Here is a 20282-nt window from a genome sequence, read left to right on the forward strand (position 1 = left end):
AAGGCATTGAAAAGGGTCGAAAAGAAGGGGTTCAGCAGGGAAAAATTCAAATGATTAAAAGTATGCATGATCTTGGTATACCACTTGAAACAATTGCTAAGGCAAGTAAATTAAGTGTGCATGAGGTTGAGCATATTTTAGGACATAAATAGTAATAAAAAAAGAGCTTGAATTGTTTCAAGCTCTTTTTTTATCAACTTTCCTCAATATCATCCAATTGAGTCTTATAACATTCATCACACTCTAGCACAGTAGGAAGAATCCCTCTTTCATCAGGTAATAAAACCCTCAAAACTTCTCGATCTATCTCTACGAAAGACTTCATAATAATGGGATATCCTTCAATAATATTCGTATACTCAATCCCTTGTTCAAACTTTTTCCCACTACGTATTTCTTCTACTATAGAACAAAAAACACCATGTGCGACTTCAGGGTCCATATTTAATATTATTTGTAGATCTTGATGATTAAAGTTTTCTCTTAGACCATGAGTATGATAATTAGCATGTATTCCATCATTATCTTCCGCTAATATGCTATGCATGTACCATCCATACTCTTGTAGCATATTTTCTTCCCATTCATCCAAATCCTCTTCTAAATCTTCATCAAGTAAATTCGGATCATACCACACGTCCTCATAATCTCCAGTAATTAAAAATCTCCAACCAGGTGGTAATCCTAAGTATTTCTTTATTTCAGGTGCCCATTCATCTATATGTCGAACATGCAAAGGAAGAAAGAAATCTTCTTCTGCCCCCATTTCTTCACCAGCCCAAATGTACCAACCTGTCGTTCCACTTTCTACAGGCATTCGTAAACCATTAATTGGAACGATACCATTTTTCACATTTTGTGCTATGCCTAATTTCAAGTTATCTGCTGATTCTACATACTCGGCCCCATATTTTTCACATATGCGCAGTTGCTCTTTTACGTATTTCTTCATCCTCTTAGCATACTCCTCATTTTTTGAAATATAGATTTCTTTGTTGAAGCACTCTCTAACTTCCATAACCCGCATGGATTATAAAACGGATCCTCTTGTTCATAGCGCTCATCTATACAATGAACTATACGATACACCGGAGAATCTTCTGTAAAACTAATTGTATCTCCATCTTTCAAATTAGGTTTTTCGAATATATTATGTAAGTTAAAATCATTTAATAAATCTACAGCTACTTCCGGATCTATTCCTCCGTCTAAAACAACGTCTGGTAGATTAAATGCCTGCATTCCACATGAATAATAACCGCCCTCTTCGTCTCCTACTAAAGTTACAATGTGCGAATACATAGGAAATATTTCCTTATCCGCTGCAAGCTCTTTCCATTCTTCTTTCGAATAAGCTACGCCCGCTGTTTCAACTTTTAAAGCTAGTCCACCTGCATTTAAAAGCTCCATTCCTACATCAATCACTTCTTGTAATCTTTCTGTATCGTCAACTTTCGCGATAACATACACTGTATAAGTATGCTTCTCCAATTCTCGAAGCAATTCTTCATCAAAACGCTCACCACTTGCATAGAAGAAAGCTTCTCCTATAGATGGATCTTGTTCATATACATCGATTTCAAAACCAATCTCTTTCTCCTTATGGTGCATAATATTTCCTGCTAACATATAGTTACTCTTACTCGCAACTTCTTGTATTAATTCTGTTCTATCTTTCCATAAACCAGGTACCCCAATAACGATTTGTGTCTCCATCATATGCACTCCACTTCTTATCTATTTCTAATCTATTCTTTCAATCTTCCAAACTAAATTATCTGACTCGTTTTTCTCTAAAAAGGTTAACATCCACATCGTTTTCCCTTTGTCGTTCATCAACATTACTTTATGGTTTAATTTCCAAGCCACGGCGTCAACTAATCAATTTCAACCCAGCCCCAGCCCATTCCCATAGAGAGCAATAAAAGCCCCACTACTAAAAAGAGCGCACCAATTAAAAAGTAGAACGGTGCTCCGTGCAGCGGATCACAAAATAGCTCTAAAATATTTTGTGCCACTACTGTCCATTTATCTTTTTTTGAATCTTTTTCTTTTATTTCTTTTACAAACCTATACATACTTAGACCAGTAAAAATAATGCCTATTAATAGACATCCTACTATAATAAAAATTACCAAATATAACACTCCATTTAAAATATCATTGTTATGCACACCCCATTTTAACTAAAAAAAGCAAAAGAGAACATCATTTTTACGATGTTCTCTTTCGCCTTTTTTATTTACTCACAATCCGAAAATAAGAACGAACTGTTAGGAAATAATAACCAATATAAATGACACTATACACACCAATACTAATTAATAACGGTACTGCAATTTCATAAGGAAGTACTGTCGCTAATCCTTTTAGCGCAAATAAAGTGTGTAATATGCCTACCACTAAAGGAATGAAGAAGATAAATCTCATTTGCTTTGCGATTGCCTTTTTCATTTCTTTTTTCGTTACTCCAAGCTTTCGAAGAACGATGTAACGCTCGCGATCTGCATGTGCTTCTGTTAATTGTTTGAAGTAAATGATTGAACCTGTCGCAAGTAAAAATACTAATCCTAAGAAAATCCCACTAAACATAATTAATCCTGACATTTCAATACCATCTCGGAAAATAGTATAGAAGTCACTGAACTGTTCCTGTCCTTCTGCATCTTCTTCTGGTATTACTTGTTTTAATTTCTCTGTTAGTACTTTACTATTTCTTTCATCTTTTACATCAATGTTTTTTACAGTATGAAATCCAACTGTCTTTTTTGCCTGTTCATACACTTCATCTGGAACGACAACTACAAGTTCATATAAGTTTGTAATATTTCGTGCTTTTACTTCTTTTACCTGTACCGGTGCGACTTCTCCAATTGGAAATATTCCTTTCTTCCCTTTATATACACCAGTATTTTTATTCCCCTCACCATACATTGCATCAAATGCATACGCTTCTGCCTTCTTTACATCCACGGTTTCTTCCTTTAAATATTTTGCAATTTTATTAAATGATGATTGTGCCATAAGTTCAGTTGTTCTTGAGTTTAAGGCATCTTTATTTGAAACATCATCACCAAACTCACCGACTACTTTTACCGTTTCTAACTCATATTGATGAATGACTTCATTCTTTTCTCTTTCCTCTTTTAAAATTTCATCTACTTTAAGATCTACATGAGCGTCTTTCTTTTCGTACGAATAACTAATTGGCTTATATTTCTTCGCCTGCATATATGTGTTGTAATACATTGTTACAGACGTTCCAACCGCTGTTAATGTTACTGCGCTTAATACTGCAATTGTTGCTAATGATTTTGCATTTCCTTTAATGCGGTATAGTAACTGAGATGTCGTAACGATTTGCATTCCGTTATAAAACTTAGATTTTTTATTTCGTACTCTTTTTAATACAAATACAGTAAAGAACATAAAAAACAAATACGTACCAAGTACTGTCGCTAATAAAATTGAAAGAGCAAGCGGCATAAAGTTATCGTTATTCGCATGCTTAAGTCCTGTTATAGATAAAGTGTAGCCGATCCCGATTAATAAAACAGAAATGATAGCTACTAATTTTGAACCCTTCGGCATCTTCTCTCCTTCATTATCTGCTCGGAATAATTCAATTAATTTAAAACGATAAATAACGTGATACCCTTTGAAAGATGTATAAAGAATAATAAAACAAAAAATAACTGCTGTATCAATAACCGCTCCAATCGGTACTTCAAAATGAACATTTACGCCTAATTCCATCATGCTTACTAACAATTGAAGAAATAATTTTGAAAGTAAACTACCAATTACAATGCCGATTACTAATGACAGTAAACCCATTAACATATTTTCATAAAACAGCATTTTGCCTATTTCTTTTTTTCGAATACCTAGTAAAGAATAAAGACCTATTTCTTTCTTGCGCTTTCGTGTAAAAAATCCATTTGAATATATAATAAATATCGCAACAAATATAATAAGCATGACACTTGCAAGTTGAAATCCGTTACTAACTCGGTCGCCGGCTTCTCCAACTTGTGAATTGTACTGCAATGATTTAAACGTAAAATAAATGACGATACTAAAAATCATAGAAGCAAAGTAAATAAAATAATCTTTAAAATTTCGTTTTATATTACGAAGAGCAATGCTATACAAGCTCACTTATAGCACCTCCAGAAATAGAAGACATTACGTCAACAACTTGTTGGAAGAACTGTTTTCGCGTAAGCTCTCCGCGATATAACTCTTTATATAATTCTCCATCTTTAATGAATACAACTCGCTTACAATAACTCGCAGCGAATGCATCGTGCGTTACCATTAAAATCGTTGCACGATCTTTTTCATTTAATGATTTCATACTTTCTAATAAATCTGTCGCTGACTTAGAATCAAGCGCACCAGTTGGCTCATCTCCAAAAATCATACTTGGATTTGTTACAATCGCTCTTGATGCTGCGCAGCGCTGCTTTTGTCCACCTGATATTTCATACGGATATTGATTTAAAATATGATCTATTCCAAATTTCTTTGCAATCATCTCAACTCGAGATTCTACCTCTTTTGCCTTCACTTTTGATAAAGCGAGTGGCAATGCAATGTTTTCTCGCACTGTTAACGTATCTAATAAATTATAGTCTTGGAAAATGAATCCTAAATGATTACGACGGAATAACGCTAGTTCATCATCATTCATCTTCACAATGTCTTTTCCATCAATTAAAATTTCACCCTTTGATGCTGTATCAATAGTAGAAAGAACATTTAGAAGTGTCGTTTTCCCAGAACCAGACGGCCCCATAATGCCGACAAACTCTCCCTCTGTCACCTGTAAATGAATATCTTTCAACGCTTCAAATGTATTACTGCCTGTCTTATATATTTTCGAAATCCCTTTCGCTTCTAACATTGTTTTCATCTATTTAAACCTCCTGTTATAATTCTTGATGTTTCCTTTAAGCAACAGAACTCAGTATAAATAGATTTTCTTAACAAATAGTCACGGGGTTTCTTAATATTTTCTTAAAAAGAAAATCCAAAACCATACAAAATGATTTCGGATTTCCTTTCGTTAAAATATTACATTGCATTTCGAGCAAAAAGGAGCAGAATTCCCTCTCCTAATTTTCGCATTACATTTTGGACAATATACATATCTCTCTTCTATCTTTTCTCGCTCTATCATATGTAAAGATACGATTCTCATACTACACATAATTCCAATTAATATAAGGCTCACGATGAGTAGCATAACTCTCACTCCCCCCTCTATACTTTACCATAAAATAACAAAACCGATTCCCACATTGAGAATCGGTTTTATACTTATAATCCTAACTTCATCTTTGCTCCATCAGGAATTTTATCTACCTCAATTTCTACTTTATCATGCAAAAACTTACCTTTCGTAATGACATGCCAGTATGAGCCTTTTTGTAATTTATCTACTCCATCAATTGTTACTTCTTTCTCTTCTCCCTTCTCATCATAAGTTTTAACTGTGTATTCAAAACCTTTATTTCCACCTAACTCTTTTCCATCTGTATCAATAATTGCGTAACGATATTCTAAATTCAGAAATGGATTCATTCTATCAATTGCAGTACTCCCATTTAATAAATATGCTGCTCCTGCGACGATAACAAGTAATGATCCAAAAATAAATCTTTTCATCTATATTCCGCCTTTCATTATGTTTTCTTTAAGATGTTTCTAAGTATAGGGCCCATTTCTTAATAAAAACTCGTACTGTTTCTTAACATTTTCTTAAACGAAAAGTGAAATATTAATTAGTGAGATCAAAAAACAAACAAAAGAACTCTTCACGCTACAATTGACAAAATTACACCTTTAGTGTAATTTTACACTATAAAGAAAAAGGAGATGCATAATGAATAAACAAGAATTTATTGAACTCGTTAATTCAAAACTAAAACTCATCCGTGTTGAAAATAATTTATCACAAGATAAAATGTCAGAAATTATCGGTTTATCAAAGAAAACATTAGTGGAAATTGAAAAAGGAAGACGCACGCTAACATGGTCAGGTGCAGTTTGTGTCGTAACACTCTTCGAACAGTGCGATACAGTCCAGATGACATTTGGGGATGATGTGAATGAAATTATTAAAACAATCGCTTTTACACATTACAATACGAACTTCCCGAAGACTTTAGGAGGAAAAGTATGGTGGCGACAAATAAAAGAATTAAACGGCTATCAAATACAACAAAATATTTTATCGCAACACTATCGAATTTTAGATAAAGAAGACCGCAGAATATGCCATTCATTCGATTTGGATGAAATGGAACAAAGATTTATGGAAATGGCAAAAACATCTCAATAAGGTGAAATTTTAATCAGTATTTTTTGCTGCCCATAAATAGCAGTATAAAATAAATTATGGAGTGTAATTCAAATGGAAAAACAAACAAATATCACGGTTTTAAATACACTAATCATTAGCACGTTAGTATTCAATCTATTTATTTTCACATCAAGAATGAGCTTTTTACCTTGGTATATTGAAGATGGATGGGGATATTTAGGATTATTATTTACATCCTTTATTTTCTTACTTTGCTTCTTTCAATCTTCGAAGCTTCATAAAAATAGAAAGTTAACTATACTACAAAAGTTTATTCCACTTGCTTCTGCCATACTTTCAATCTTCGTTCTTATCGCTCCATCAAGTGATTTTATGACTGTATTAGCTAATCTAATCAATACAACCATATTAACAATTTATATAACTGTATTTCAGACAACACCTAATGAAAGTAATAAGGAACTATTACATTAAAAGGGGGAGTTATTTTACAAAATAACTCCCCCCTTTTATACTACTCTCAATAAGAGTAAACCTTGATCCTATTTACTTACTCATGACCGTACTTCTTCTTTGCTTATACAAATAAGTACCACTCGCAACAACAAAAACAATTCCGCCAAAATACACGCCATACTCTATCACAATTGCTACAATCCTTTCAATATGTTGTCCGAATAAAGAACCGAGCACAAAGTAAACGAGTGTCCAAACAAACCCTGTCGTATAAGAATACAGAGCATATGTCTTAAATGACATGTTATTCATTCCAACTAAATACGGTACGATATGTCTTACAACTGGTATGAAGTAACTTGTGACTAACGCATAATGACCATACTTCTCTACCATTTGTTGAGATTTAAAAAGATATTTCGCCTTTTTCTTTTTCATTAGCTTATCAAGTACTTTCGTACCAAATATTTTCCCTAATATATAACCTAAAGATAGTCCAGATACAACGCCTAAATATGTTAATAAAAATGCGGGAATGACACTTAATATCCCGAGTGACGATACAAAACCACCACTCATTACGATCATTTCGTCTGGAATTGGCATACCGATAATACCTAACCATAAACAGAAAAATAATGCCCAATAACCGTATTGTTCAATATAAGATAATAATTCATATAATTCCATTATGCATATGCTCTGCTAAACTCTTTTTTACAGCTAAAGACGTAAGCTGGCGGGAAATTGAGCCACACTTTCTCTAGCCTAATTTCAGGAAAGAAATGCTGTATAAATCCTTTTTTCACAAGTGAATATTGAAATGTAATAAATTCACCATTCTCATGTATCGCTGCCATTACATTGTTTAAAATACGCTTTGAAACTTCTTCTGGTAAAGAAGCAAAAGGTAATCCCGATAAGACGTAATCAACGCATTCTATATTGAATTCTTCCATATACTTCTTTATATTTTCAGCTGAACCGTGTACGACAATGACGTTCTGTTCATCTTTAAACTTTCTCTTTAACTCTTTGCAAAACACTTCATTAATTTCAATAAGAAGAAATATTGTTTCCTTCTTCTTTCTCTTCATAATTTCTTTCGTGAACACCCCTGTACCAGGCCCTAACTCTACGATGCACTTCGCCTTATTAAAATCAATTACATCTACCATTTTCTTTGCTAATATTTTTGAACTTGGCGCAATAGCGCCAGTATGTTTCGGATGTTTAATAAATTCATGTAAGAATGTTATGAGTTGCACGTAACCCTCTCCCCATTCGTTCAATAGTTTGTAACTTGTTTCTAAGTATAACTATCGTTTCTTAACAAAAATTGAGGAGATTTCTTAAGATTTTATGAAGAATGAAAAAACAGCTACCGCTTATAGCGATAGCTGTTCCCTTATTATTTCGCGCTCACAATCTTATAATAAGAACGAACTGTTAGGAAGTAATATCCGATATAAATGACGCCATATACTCCAATACTAATTAGGAGCGGAATCATAATTTCGAATGGTAGTAAGTTCGCTAAGCCTTTTAGTGCAAATAGGCTGTGTAGAATTCCGATGACTAACGGAATCGCAAAGATAAAGCTTACTTGTTTTGCGATAGCTTTTTTCATCTCTTGTTTCGTTACACCGACTTTACGAAGTACAATGTAACGTTCACGGTCAGCATTTGCTTCTGTTAATTGCTTGAAGTAAATGATAGAGCCTGTTGCTAGTAAGAATACAAGACCTAAGAACATTCCGATGAACATCATTAATCCTGTTCCTTCAAGCCCCATCTGGAAACCAGTATAGAAGTCTCTAAATGGTGGTATCATTTCTGATTCACCAGCTGGCATCACTTTCGTTAACTTTTCTGTAAGTACTTTACTATTTCTTTCATCTTTTACATCAATATTTTTTACAGCGCGTGTTCCAAATGTCTGTTTCGCTTGCCCATACATTTCGTCTGAAACGACAACAACTAATTCACCTAAATTCGTAATTGCTGTATTATTTACACCTTGAATCGTTAAAGACTTCGTTTCATTTCCCATTTGGAATACCGCTTTATTTCCTTTATATTGAGGACTGAATTCATATCCCTCAATGTATGAACTATCATATACAAATGCTTCGCCAGTAGCTACATTCACTGGTTCTACATCATATTTTTTCGCCAGTTTATTAAATTCTGACTGAGACATAAACTGATATTTCTCTGAAATCGTATAGTTCATATTCAGAATGAAATCAACTTTATTTCCTTCAAACTTCCCTTTTACAGGAACTGTCTCAATTTCAAATTGATCTTTGATTGGATGATTTTGCTTCTCTTCTGCAAAAATCGCATTCACTTTCTTATCAAGCTCTGCATCTTTTTTCTCATAAGAATAGCTATATGGTGCAACTGCTTTTGATTGTGTAAATGTGTTGTAATACATCGTAACTGACGTACCAACAGCTGTTAATGTTACCGCGCTTAAAATAGAAATTGTCGCAAGTGATTTTGCATTTCCTTTAATACGGTATAGTAACTGTGACGTCGTTACCATGTTCATACCGTTATAAAACGATGATTTATTATTTCTTGCACGCTTTAGTACGAATACTGTAAAGAACATAAATAGTAAGTACGTACCTAATACTGTCGCAAGTAAAATGTAAAGTGCAACTACCATAAAGTCTGCATACTTAAGTGCCTTCACGTACATTAATGCTAAGAAATAACCTGAACCGATTAAGAAAACTGAAATTAATGCCATAATAACTGATCCTTTTGGCATTGCCTCTCCTTCGCGTTCTGCTCGGAAAAGTTCAATTAGCTTAAATCGATAAATTAAACGATATCCTTGAAGTGATGTATACAAAATAATCACAAAGAAAATAAGTGCTGTATCAACAATTGCAGCCATCGGTACTTCAAAATGAACATTTAAGTTTAATCCCATCATGCTTACTAGCAGTTCAAGGAATAGTTTCGAAAGGACACTACCAATCGCAATACCGATAATTAAAGACATTAATCCCATTAACATATTTTCATAAAACAGCATTTTACCAATCTGTCTTTTACGAATACCTAATAAGGAATAGAGTCCAACTTCTTTTTTACGCTTCCTTGTAAAGAAACCGTTTGAATATATAATGAACACGGCCACGAAAATAATTAGCATGACACTTGATACTTGAAACGCACCGCTAATTTTTTTTGAACCCTCCGCGGCTTTTTCCATTTGTGAATTATACTGTAACGCCTTAAATGTAAAATAAATGACGATACTAAAGATCATAGATGCAAAATATACAAAGTAGTCTTTAAAGTTCCGCTGTATGTTGCGGAGGGCAATGCTAGATAAGGTCATCAGCCATACCTCCGGAAATAGAAGACATTACGTCAACAACTTTTTGGAAGAACTGCTTACGCGTTGATTCCCCGCGGTGCAACTCTTTATATAACTCACCATCTTTAATGAAAATAACTCGTTTACAATAACTCGCCGCAAACGCATCGTGCGTTACCATTAAAATTGTAGAGTTATCATATTCGTTTAACGACTTCATACTTTCTAATAAATCTGTTGCTGATTTAGAATCAAGCGCTCCTGTCGGCTCATCTCCGAAAATCATACTAGGATTTGTAACGATCGCACGCGATGCTGCGCAGCGCTGCTTCTGTCCACCAGATACTTGATATGGGAACTGACTTAAAATATGATCAATACCGAATTTCTTTGAGATTTCAAGAACACGGCGATCAATCTCACTTGCTTTCACCTTTGATAACGCAAGAGGTAAGGCAATATTTTCTTTCACCGTTAACGTATCTAATAAATTATAATCTTGGAAAATGAACCCTAAATGATCGCGGCGGAATAACGCTAGCTTATCATCGTTCATCTTCACAATATCTTTTCCATCAATTAAAATTTCACCGTTCGTCGCATTATCAATTGTAGAAAGAACGTTTAGTAAAGTCGTCTTCCCCGAACCAGAAGGTCCCATAATTCCAACGAACTCACCTTCTTTTACTTGTAAGTTAATACCTTTTAACGCTGCGAATTTATTACCACCCGTGTCATACACTTTTTCAATATTTTTTGCTTCTAACACTGTTTTCATCTCGACATCCCTCATTTCTTCTATTCTCTATTTTCAACTATATACACTCTCTACTCTTGCCACTATCGATGTTTCTTACACAAACATGACAGTTATGTAAGGCCGGTAAGCAGAGAAATCAAAATTTAACCTACTGAACGAAAGTACTTTGTTACTATAACATTGGGATATCATGCCATCCATTCATTCTCCTTACAGGAACATTACAATTTTGTAAGGTTAAAAATGTCCCCTACAAAGTTGTGCATGAAATGTCGGATGGACTTATTTTTTTCCTGCTATTCTATTTAACAAGGAGGTCATCGTATGGATTCACTTAAAAATATGAATGCAGCAATGCAGTATATTGAAAACAACCTAACAGATGAAATTAATTTTAAAAAAGTCGCAAAAATAGCGTACTGCTCTGAATATCATTTCAAAAGAATGTTTTCTTTTCTAGCTGGCATATCCCTATCAGAATATATTCGCTGTAGACGTCTTACTCTTGCTGCTTTTGAACTAAAAGTTAGCGATGCAAAAGTCATTGATGTCGCTATAAAATATGGATACAACTCACCAGATTCGTTTGCACGTGCCTTTCAAAACTTGCACGGCATAACACCTTCAGAGGCCCGAAATAGTAGTCATTCTTTGAAAGCTTATTCACCAATGACCTTCCAGTTATCGATTCAAGGAGGAAATGAAATGAACTATCGAATTGAAGAAAAAGAAGCATTTCGTATTATTGGTATTACAAAACGCGTACCAATTGTATTTAACGGTGTAAATGAAGAAATTGCTTCTATGTGGAAAAGTTTAAATCCTGAGTCCATTCAAACATTAAAGATGCTTGCAAACATGGAACCGAATGGAATCATTAGTGCCTCTACTAACTTTTCTGAAGGAAGGATGGAGGAAAAAGGAGAACTTGATCACTACATTGGAGTAGCAACAACGAAAGATTGTCCAGAGCAATTCGCTCAACTTGAAGTCGCAGCTTCAACGTGGGCTATCTTTGAAGCTGTCGGTCCATTTCCTGAAACATTACAAAATGTATGGGGGCGCATTTATTCCGAATGGTTTCCTTCCTCAAACTATGAACTAGCAAAAGGACCGGAAATATTGTGGAATGAACAGAAAGATATATCCTCCCCAAACTTTAAAAGTGAAATTTGGATACCGGTTTTGAAGAAATAAAGTGAAACTTTAATCAGTGGGGGATTTCTTCATCCCCCACTGATTATTAGTTGAACCAATCGGACTTTTATGGGCAGTTGATCCCCCACCTAAATTCTTTGCTTTCGCTGAATTTTGAGGTGGGGGTCTTACTGCCCATTAAAGCGGGATAAAAAATAAAGCCGCTCTTCCTTAGAAGGAAAAGCAGCTTTTATTTACACTTTTAGTTCTTTTTTATAGGCGACATAAGAATATCCCATCGTTAGTCCTACTGCACCGATAATAATGCCAACCATTACGAAAGTTTTCCATGCTACTGGTGCAAAAACACTTAAAATCATAATAATTCCTAATGCAACAAAAACTTTTCCGCTAAAACGGTGTGTTTTTCTCCATACCTCTTCGTTACTTAATGTCCATGGTGTCTTTATACCTACAAAGTAATTTGGTTTACATTGTGGTAAATAGTTTCCGATGACTATAAATAAAATACCAACTAATAATTCAGGCACGCGATTAATGAATAAGTTATATCCAAGCCCACTTGTAATAATATCTATATTCCCTACAAATAGTAGTAGCAGTATCCCGTTATTCATCATCATAAAAGCTTTAGAAAATTTCTCGTAGTTTGCTTTCTTTGGATCAATCTTTGGTAATACATTTAGAAATATATATAGCCCAATCATAATTCCAACCATCGAGATCATTCCATACAGTTTAGAAGAATAGCCATCTACCTTACCACCGCTCCAATGCGTTGCAATTGTATCTGGTAAATGTGGCCAAGCAAACGCCCAAGCTAAACAAGTTATAACAATTAATAAAATTGCAAAAAGATGCTTCCTCATTTCCCCTCTTCCCCCTTATTCGTAAATGTAAACACCCAAGTCAACAAATCTTGAAATACAGTTGTGTTTAAAGAGTACATAACGAATTGCCCCTTTTTTTCATCTTGGATAAGTTCAGCATTTTTAAGTGCGTTTAAGTGGTGTGAAATACTTGGCTTTGTCATATTGAAATGTTCAGCAATTTCCCCAGCGGTTAAATCGCCTTCTTTTAATAAATCTAAAATTTTTCGCCTTGTTGGGTCTGCTAATGCTTTAAATGCTTGATTCAATGTCTTTCTTCCCTTCATTAATTAGACATTTAGATATTTATCTAAATGTTAAAATATTTTTAGTTAATTGTCAATTATCTATACGCCCCTTTTTATTTTTTATCCTATGTCAATTACTCTATATTGAATAAAATCTATAGATTACGCAGGTTAAAAAGTAAAGCAGCTCTTCTAATAAGAAAAGCTGCTTTATTTAAACTTTATTATTTTATTAACAAACGAAGAAATCGAAAAGATTAGCAAGCTTATAATAAAGGACATACCTACTATCGTTCCGAATTCATCTAACCAATAACTACTCATGCTTTCACACACCTAGTATGGATTATCATTCGTTCTTTGTAGAGTCCTTTTGGATAGTTTTATGCACCATATCCACAGGAATTTTCGATGTCCAAGTTCCTTCCGTTCCTCCAACTCTGTTAATATTAATGTTTACAGATAAGAAGTCTGGAAATCTTTCACCTTCTAACGGTTCAAAAACCATTACTCCCTCTGGTTTATCGTGAGAAGCGAACACCGTTTCAAAAGCTTCTCCCGCTTGATTCGTTAAATAAAATATACTTGTTTCTAATGCATCGGGATTACCAATACGATCTTTTTGATAATTATCCGTATGAGTGTTACTAAGAAAATGCAAATATTGGACAGCATTAAATTTCTTATTTTTATAATGCGGGCTCTCTATTTGTTTCCCATCTTCTTTACCATCGTTTGTAATCTCAAGCCCAGTTGTATTAAATTTATAAGGAACAAGCGATCCATCTTGCTGCTCAAGCCGATAGTAAACAAGTATTTTAGCGTCTTGAATTAACATTTCTTTTATATGAAGCGTAATACCATTATCTACTACTTTTTCGTTTAACTGTATGGACTTCCCATTCGCAGCATCCTTTTTAACTTCTTCACCAATCATTTCATTTAACTTTACCTCTGGCTTTGCAAAATAGGAATTGTTTAATGCCATTGTACTCGTTGGTATAATGACAGCCGCTATTAAACCTGCTATTAATAATTTCTTTTTCGTTTTCTTTTTGTTATCTTTTTTATACATTTGACTAAAGGATTGATAAGCACGCTCTTTAACCTCTTTTGGAACCTCTTGTTTCATTGCTTTTTTACATTCATTTGAAAACGACATTTGAATTAGATTCCTCCTCATCTATTTCTATACTAGATTGATTCCGAATTTTTTCTAACGCTCTGTGAATTCTAGATCTTACTGTACCTATAGGAATTTGTAATAGTTCTGCAATTTCTTCATACGTGTAATCATGATAAAAGCGATAAACGATCACTACTCTAAACTTAAATGGTAGTTCTTGTATCACCGTTACTAACTGCTCTTCTGTTTCTTTTCTTACTAATATTTTTTCCGGAACCTCTACAACTGTCTCATCATTTAATTGTTGTTTTTCAAATAAGCGTATCCTTTTCCATATGTGCTTTCTCCACTGACTAATCTGCTTGTAAACAATTCCATTCAACCAAAATAGAAACGGTCTAGATTGATCATATGTTGAAATAGATTTCCAAAGTTGGAAGTAGATTTCATTTACGATTTCATTTGTATCATGTCGATTTTTAACTATAGCAAAGACGGTTTCGTAGATTCTCTGACTCGTTAAATCAAATATAAATTCAAAAGCCTCCTCGTCACCTTTTAGTAAACGCTCTATCCAAATATGTATATCTTCATTACTTACCAAGTAGTGCCCCCTCCTTAACGATGTTCTCACTATATATTGGACAGTAAGCAAAATAAAGTTCCAAATTTCATAAAAAAATATAATACTTTTTACTTTTCTCAGTTTTGACCTATACTGTTTACTAGCTTATCTTTCAACATAATGAAAAGACTTGAAACACATGATACACTATAGCTACAATTGTTTTTTTAGGAGGAATATACATATGTATAAAATTTTAATCGTTGAAGACGATCCAAATATTTCATCATTACTACAATCTCACATTCAAAAATACGGCTATGAAGCTGTTGTTGCAGAGAACTTCGATGATATTATGGAATCGTTTAACGCAGTGAAACCACACCTTGTTTTACTTGATGTAAACTTACCGAAATTCGATGGATTCTACTGGTGCCGTCAAATTCGTCATGAATCTACTTGTCCAATTATTTTCATTTCAGCACGTGCTGGTGAGATGGAACAAATTATGGCGATTGAAAGCGGTGCGGATGATTATATTACAAAACCGTTCCACTATGACGTTGTAATGGCGAAAATTAAGGGCCAATTACGCCGTATTTACGGTGATTATGCGCCAAATATTTCTGAACGTATCGTTGAAGTAGAAGGACTAAAATTATTCCCAGAGCGTCCAGAAATTCATTTCGGAGCTGAGCAAGTTCTTTTAACGAAGAAAGAGGCAATTTTAGCAGAAATGTTATTATCTAAATTCCCTCGTACAGCGAGCCGTGAAGATTTATTAGCTGCCCTATGGGACGACGAAAGCTTCGTTGAAGAAAATACATTAAACGTAAACATTACGCGTCTTCGTAAAAAGTTCAATGAGCTTGGTATTGAAAATGCTATTGAAACAGTACGTGGACTTGGGTATCGTTTTAACGCAACTTGGAGTGAATAAGCATGAAGCTATTTTTACGTGATCATTTTGCATTTTTTCTACTATACGTATTAAATTTCGGTATCATCTTCGTTCTTTATGATGCAGTAGATGGATTTCAAAATAATAAATTTTACTTCGTCGTTTTAAGTTTATATTTATTCATTTGTTTCCTCGCTTATCGTTACGTTCGAAATCGTAGAATGTATCATAGATTAAGTGAGCAACCAGAGAAAATGGAAGATGCGTTTATTGAAAGAGCAACTGCTCCGATGCCTCACGGTGTAAATGAACTCGTGCGCACGCAGTATCGTCTGTTCCAAAAAGAACTACAATCGTATGAAGTAAAACAACAAGAACATCAATTATTCATTAACCACTGGGTGCATCAAATGAAGACACCTGTATCTGTTATGCAGCTTATGGTGCTCGAAATGGAAGATGAGCATTTGATTCCGAAATTCAAAAAAGAATTAGAACGATTAAATCAAGGACTCGATATGGCTTTATATATGGCAAGGCTGAATAACTTCCATGAAGATTTCCATGTTGAGACGATTTCATTAAAAGATGCGGTAACAAAAAATATTAACGGATTAAAAGAACTATTCATTCGAAACGGGGTCTTCCCTGTTTTAGAAGTTCATTCCGATTTAAAAGTTGCTTCTGATGCGAAATGGCTAAAATTCATCATTTATCAGTTAATGACAAATGCAGTTCGTTACTCTGGTGAACGCGGAAAGAAAGTATTCTTATCTGCTTACCGAAACGGAAAAGATATTATTTTAGAAGTTCGCGATGAAGGTGTTGGTATTCCGCAAGAAGATATTCGAAGAGTATTTGAACCGTTTTACACTGGGAAAAACGGTCGCGCATTCGGAGAATCTACTGGTATGGGACTATATATTGTAAGTAAAATTTGTGATTATTTAGGTCACTCTGTCAAACTAGACTCTGCAGTTGGTAAAGGAACGACGATTAAAATCATCTTCCACAACGCTGCAAATAATCAAGCAGAACATGCGGAGCAGGTGACCGAAGCATGACCCTAACATATGCTAGCAAAATGTATGAGAACGCACTCTCATACATTTTTTGCAATAAAACTACATATTGGCCTACTAACAGGGGGCACATATTATGACATTTTGGCAGTTTGCCTTTAAAAATGTAACGCGCAACTCTAGAGCTTATTTTGCTTACTTTTTAAGCAGTTCTTTTTCCATTGCTGTTTTCTTTTCGTTTGCGGTCTACTTATTCCATCCGAAATTACAAAACTTCAATATGGGCGCTGAGATTTCAGGATTGATGATATTTTCAGAAGTAGTAATTGTATTTTTCTCTTTCTTCTTTTTACTATATTCCATTGGTACCTTCTTAAAAGTGCGCAAAAAGCAATTTGGAGTTTTAACCGTTTTAGGAATATCGAGAAAGCAATTACATCGTCTCGTTTTTATGGAGAATATGTTAATCGGTATTTTATCTATCTTTTTTGGCATGCAGTTTGGGCTAGTCTTCTCGCAATTTTTCTTATTAGTCACAGCAAAAATTACGCACGTGCCAGGTATATATTTATACTTGCCTATTAACGCGTTTATTTTAACGACCATCGTTTTCCTTAGTCTTTTTATCATTGTATCTACATTCACACCAATGCTTATCCGTACAAAAAAAACGATACAACTTTTAAAAACAAATGGCGGAAAACAGAGAGAAAAAAAACCGTCCATACTTGTTTCCTTATTTGGTGCGATTTGTTTATTAGGTGGTTATGCTTTAGCTGGAAATCCTAAATATTTTGTATCAGTAAGTCCGCAAATAGGCGTTATATATATGCTTTCGAGTATTTTCATTATCCCAACGCTTGTTACAATCGGGACATATTTTTTCTTTTCACAAATTAGTTTTTTACTTATTTACATTTTAAAAACGAGAAGAAAGTTTTATATGAAACGGGTTAATATGCTTTGGATTTCTGATTTAGCAAGCCGTATTCGAACGAATATTAATATGCTTTTTATTGTAGCAATGCTCTCTACAATTGCTTTCACAATGATTACGTTCCTATATGGATTCGGAAAATTTATTAAGCTAGAGGTTAATAGAACTTCGCCTTTCCCAATTTCTTATTTTTCTTATGATGCGAATCCTTTTGTTGCAGAGCATTTAAATTGGCTTGAGCAACAATTAGAAAAAGAGCATTTCCCTTATGAGAAAATAAAAGCGGATATATATGAAACACCACTAAAAGAAGATAAAGATGTATACGCAATTAAGCAAAGTGACTATAACAAACTTGCGGGTTCTTTGCGAATGAAACAACTATTTATGGATAATAACGAAGCATACGTGTTAACAGGGACATCTTATGTCACTATATTCAACGAATTTGAGCAAAGCTACAAAAGAGGTTACATTACACTCTCTAGTACAAATACAAAATTACTAGTAAAAGGCTATGCGCCTGGAAATGCAATTCCATCTGACTTTTCATATCAAACGGTAGTTTTGCCTGATATTCACGTAAATAACTTACCCAACACGGTAAAGCATATATCAGCATACAATTACAAAATTCAAAACTGGGAACAAACATATAAAATTGCTGATGATTTTATAGACAAAGTGCAAAAAGATCTAAATAATTCCCAGTATGAAGGACCTCTTATTCGATTCTTTGAATCAGCAGGAACATTATATAAAATAACGTCTGGTAGTGCCGCATTCTTCCTAATCGGAACATTTTTAGGAGTTATTTTCTTCATTGGAGCTGGTAGCGTTCTTTACTTTAGAATGTATACCGATTTGACGAACGAGCAAGAGAAGTATATAACAATTTCTAAAATCGGTGTGACAGATACAGAAATGAAACGATCTGCAACCATTCAGCTTAGTATTTTATTTTTCGTTCCTTACATTATGGCATCCATTCATACAATGTTCGCCACGAAAATGCTACAAGATGTAATTGGTTTATCTTTGTTCAAAGAAGTTTCAGCCGTTCTTATTATTTTTGGATTCGTTGAAATCATATTTTTCTTATTCATCCGTTCACTTTATATGCAAAAATTATCACAGTACACGAGTGAACAAAGTACTTAAAACAAACTTGATAAAAAGAGTATCTCTCATACTCTTTTTATCTTCACTCTACTAGGAGGTTCAGGTGAATGACATTTTGGCAGTTTGCATTTAAAAACGTAACCCGGAACGCCAGAGCTTATTTCGCCTATTTTGTAAGTAGTGCGTTTTCCATTGCAATTTTTTTCTCGTTTGCAGTTTATTTATTTCATCCTAAATTGCATATGACAGGCGTGAATGCTGCTCTGAACATATTAATGACAATTTCAGAAGTTGTCATTGTATTCTTTTCGTTTTTCTTTTTACTATATTCAATCGGTACTTTCTTAAAAGTACGAAAGAAGCAATTTGGGATTTTAACAGTACTTGGTATATCTCAAAAACAATTAAAGAGACTCGTATTTCTAGAAAACATGCTAATTGGTGTTCTTTCCATATTTTTCGGCATTCAACTTGGACTCGTCTTCTCGCAGTTCTTTTTACTAGTTACCGCAAAAATTACGCATGTACCTGGTTTATATTTATATTGGCCAACGGGTGCCATTATTTTAACGATGGTCATCTTTCTTGGACTCTTCATTCTCGTCTCATCTTTTACACCGATGCTCATTCGGACAAGAAAGGCTGTACGTCTTTTAAAAGAAGGAACAAAACAAAAAGAAAGAAAAGCCTCCGTGCTCATCTCTCTATTTGGTGCGACATGTTTAATATCTGGGTACGTACTAGCAGCAAATCCGATATATTTCATATCGCTTGGCGACGTAATTGGGCTTTTGTACGCCGCCACCTGTATATTTCTCATTCCGTCACTTGTTGCAGCTGGAACATACTTTTTCTTTTCACAAATTAGTTTTTTACTCATTCGGATATTAAAAACACGAAGAACATTTTATATGAAGCGTACGAATATGCTTTGGATTTCTGATTTAGCAGCGCGCATTCGGACAAACATTAACATGCTCTTTATTGTAGCGATGCTATCAACACTCGCTTTTACTATGATTACATTCTTATACGGTTTTGGGAAATTTACAAAGTTTGATGCGGTAAGGGAAAATCCTTTTCCTTTTACATATTTATCACATACTGAAAATACGTTAGCAGATGAACATTTGAATTGGTTAAAACAAAAGTTTAACGAAGAGCAATTTGCTTATACACAATTCAAAACGGATATATATGAAGTATCTTCGGCGGAAGAAACCCCGCAACTCTATTATGCAATTAAACAAAGCGACTATAATATACTTGCTAAAGCATTAAACTGGGAAAATCTCCACGTGAAGAATAATGAATCCTATGTTCTTATTAAAGATTTAGATAATCAAGTTTTTGAAACACTTCATGATCAAAAAACGAGAAATACTCTTACGCTAAACCAAAATTCTTTGCAATTACACATAAAAGAATATAAAAGTTATAACCCATT

At 34.1% G+C, this 20282-nt stretch carries 22 protein-coding genes and 1 pseudogene; 8 read left to right on the forward strand and 15 right to left on the reverse strand.

Annotation, left to right across the window (positions count from 1 at the left end):
- A pseudogene (locus tag MR113_RS28520) lies at nucleotides 1–152 on the forward strand (Rpn family recombination-promoting nuclease/putative transposase); the annotation flags it as partial.
- A 41-nt stretch (nucleotides 153–193) separates the two neighbouring features.
- Here MR113_RS28520 and MR113_RS23135 read toward each other — a convergent pair.
- The 7 genes from MR113_RS23135 to MR113_RS23165 all read right to left on the reverse strand — a co-directional run bounded on the left by MR113_RS23135 (nucleotide 194) and on the right by MR113_RS23165 (nucleotide 5673).
- The gene (locus tag MR113_RS23135) at nucleotides 194–952 is read right to left on the reverse strand and encodes a DUF4262 domain-containing protein (protein ID WP_242257002.1); all 759 of its coding nucleotides are present in this window, start codon (nucleotides 950–952) and stop codon (nucleotides 194–196) included.
- Nucleotides 949–1716, reverse strand: a complete 768-nt coding sequence (locus MR113_RS23140; RefSeq protein WP_242257003.1) for a DUF4261 domain-containing protein — start codon at nucleotides 1714–1716, stop codon at nucleotides 949–951. Before MR113_RS23140 ends, MR113_RS23135 begins: the two co-directional genes overlap by 4 nt.
- Before the next feature lie 161 nt (nucleotides 1717–1877).
- Nucleotides 1878–2138 carry a hypothetical protein gene (locus MR113_RS23145; RefSeq protein WP_242257004.1) on the reverse strand — a complete coding sequence of 87 codons (261 nt, stop codon included), beginning with the start codon at nucleotides 2136–2138 and terminating at the stop codon, nucleotides 1878–1880.
- 100 nt (nucleotides 2139–2238) lie between these two features.
- Complete coding sequence (locus MR113_RS23150) at nucleotides 2239–4161, reverse strand: ABC transporter permease (protein ID WP_242257005.1); 1923 nt, start codon at nucleotides 4159–4161, stop codon at nucleotides 2239–2241.
- Nucleotides 4148–4918 (reverse strand): ABC transporter ATP-binding protein, encoded by a 771-nt coding sequence (locus tag MR113_RS23155; protein ID WP_242257006.1) that lies wholly within the window; start codon nucleotides 4916–4918, stop codon nucleotides 4148–4150. The genes MR113_RS23150 and MR113_RS23155 overlap by 14 nt, the downstream gene beginning before the upstream one ends.
- 153 nt (nucleotides 4919–5071) lie before the next feature.
- A complete protein-coding gene (locus tag MR113_RS23160; protein WP_071757572.1) occupies nucleotides 5072–5251 on the reverse strand; it encodes a hypothetical protein in 180 nt (59 codons plus the stop codon).
- Between the two features lie 74 nt (nucleotides 5252–5325).
- Nucleotides 5326–5673, reverse strand: coding sequence for a YxeA family protein (locus MR113_RS23165; protein WP_132135429.1), 348 nt, complete (start codon nucleotides 5671–5673; stop codon nucleotides 5326–5328).
- A 217-nt stretch (nucleotides 5674–5890) separates the two neighbouring features.
- On the opposite strand from MR113_RS23165, the gene MR113_RS23170 reads away from it, so the two are divergent.
- Complete coding sequence (locus tag MR113_RS23170; RefSeq protein WP_242257007.1) at nucleotides 5891–6349, forward strand: helix-turn-helix transcriptional regulator; 459 nt, start codon at nucleotides 5891–5893, stop codon at nucleotides 6347–6349.
- Between the two features lie 72 nt (nucleotides 6350–6421).
- Nucleotides 6422–6805 carry a hypothetical protein gene (locus MR113_RS23175; protein ID WP_242257008.1) on the forward strand — a complete coding sequence of 128 codons (384 nt, stop codon included), beginning with the start codon at nucleotides 6422–6424 and terminating at the stop codon, nucleotides 6803–6805.
- Nucleotides 6806–6877: 72 nt separating this feature from the next.
- Here the strand turns inward: MR113_RS23175 and MR113_RS23180 are convergent, their stop codons facing one another.
- From MR113_RS23180 to MR113_RS23195, 4 genes are all read right to left on the reverse strand, one after another.
- Nucleotides 6878–7477 (reverse strand): DedA family protein, encoded by a 600-nt coding sequence (locus tag MR113_RS23180; protein ID WP_242257009.1) that lies wholly within the window; start codon nucleotides 7475–7477, stop codon nucleotides 6878–6880.
- Nucleotides 7477–8055: a class I SAM-dependent methyltransferase gene (locus MR113_RS23185; RefSeq protein WP_242257010.1), complete on the reverse strand. Its 579-nt coding sequence runs from the start codon at nucleotides 8053–8055 to the stop codon at nucleotides 7477–7479. Before MR113_RS23185 ends, MR113_RS23180 begins: the two co-directional genes overlap by 1 nt.
- A gap of 143 nt (nucleotides 8056–8198) precedes the next feature.
- A complete protein-coding gene (locus MR113_RS23190) occupies nucleotides 8199–10148 on the reverse strand; it encodes an ABC transporter permease (RefSeq protein ID WP_242257011.1) in 1950 nt (649 codons plus the stop codon).
- Nucleotides 10135–10905 carry an ABC transporter ATP-binding protein gene (locus tag MR113_RS23195; protein WP_000859656.1) on the reverse strand — a complete coding sequence of 257 codons (771 nt, stop codon included), beginning with the start codon at nucleotides 10903–10905 and terminating at the stop codon, nucleotides 10135–10137. The genes MR113_RS23190 and MR113_RS23195 overlap by 14 nt, the downstream gene beginning before the upstream one ends.
- Nucleotides 10906–11211: 306 nt before the next feature.
- Here MR113_RS23195 and MR113_RS23200 point away from each other — a divergent pair, with 306 nt between their 5' ends.
- Nucleotides 11212–12084, forward strand: a complete 873-nt coding sequence (locus MR113_RS23200; RefSeq protein ID WP_242257012.1) for an AraC family transcriptional regulator — start codon at nucleotides 11212–11214, stop codon at nucleotides 12082–12084.
- 194 nt (nucleotides 12085–12278) lie between these two features.
- Here MR113_RS23200 and MR113_RS23205 read toward each other — a convergent pair whose 3' ends face one another.
- The 4 genes from MR113_RS23205 to MR113_RS23220 all read right to left on the reverse strand — a co-directional run bounded on the left by MR113_RS23205 (nucleotide 12279) and on the right by MR113_RS23220 (nucleotide 14892).
- A complete protein-coding gene (locus MR113_RS23205) occupies nucleotides 12279–12914 on the reverse strand; it encodes an SdpI family protein (RefSeq protein ID WP_242257013.1) in 636 nt (211 codons plus the stop codon).
- Nucleotides 12911–13183, reverse strand: coding sequence for an autorepressor SdpR family transcription factor (locus tag MR113_RS23210; RefSeq protein WP_001070523.1), 273 nt, complete (start codon nucleotides 13181–13183; stop codon nucleotides 12911–12913). The genes MR113_RS23205 and MR113_RS23210 overlap by 4 nt, the downstream gene beginning before the upstream one ends.
- A 328-nt stretch (nucleotides 13184–13511) precedes the next feature.
- On the reverse strand, nucleotides 13512–14324 hold the full coding sequence (locus MR113_RS23215) for a DUF4179 domain-containing protein (protein WP_242257014.1): 813 nt from the start codon (nucleotides 14322–14324) through the stop codon (nucleotides 13512–13514).
- The gene (locus MR113_RS23220; RefSeq protein WP_242257015.1) at nucleotides 14308–14892 is read right to left on the reverse strand and encodes a sigma-70 family RNA polymerase sigma factor; all 585 of its coding nucleotides are present in this window, start codon (nucleotides 14890–14892) and stop codon (nucleotides 14308–14310) included. Before MR113_RS23220 ends, MR113_RS23215 begins: the two co-directional genes overlap by 17 nt.
- Before the next feature lie 205 nt (nucleotides 14893–15097).
- Here MR113_RS23220 and MR113_RS23225 point away from each other — a divergent pair, with 205 nt between their 5' ends.
- From MR113_RS23225 to MR113_RS23240, 4 genes are all read left to right on the forward strand, one after another.
- Complete coding sequence (locus MR113_RS23225; RefSeq protein ID WP_000276736.1) at nucleotides 15098–15793, forward strand: response regulator transcription factor; 696 nt, start codon at nucleotides 15098–15100, stop codon at nucleotides 15791–15793.
- A 2-nt stretch (nucleotides 15794–15795) separates the two neighbouring features.
- Nucleotides 15796–16818 carry a sensor histidine kinase gene (locus tag MR113_RS23230; RefSeq protein ID WP_242257016.1) on the forward strand — a complete coding sequence of 341 codons (1023 nt, stop codon included), beginning with the start codon at nucleotides 15796–15798 and terminating at the stop codon, nucleotides 16816–16818.
- A gap of 94 nt (nucleotides 16819–16912) precedes the next feature.
- The gene (locus MR113_RS23235; protein WP_242257017.1) at nucleotides 16913–18874 is read left to right on the forward strand and encodes an FtsX-like permease family protein; all 1962 of its coding nucleotides are present in this window, start codon (nucleotides 16913–16915) and stop codon (nucleotides 18872–18874) included.
- Between the two features lie 68 nt (nucleotides 18875–18942).
- Nucleotides 18943–20282, forward strand: a 1340-nt coding sequence (locus MR113_RS23240; RefSeq protein ID WP_242257018.1) for an ABC transporter permease, incomplete at its 3' end; no start/stop codon positions are given.

Source organism: Bacillus cereus group sp. BfR-BA-01379 (assembly GCF_022663605.1).
GTDB classification, from domain to species: Bacteria; Bacillota; Bacilli; order Bacillales; family Bacillaceae_G; genus Bacillus_A; species Bacillus_A mobilis.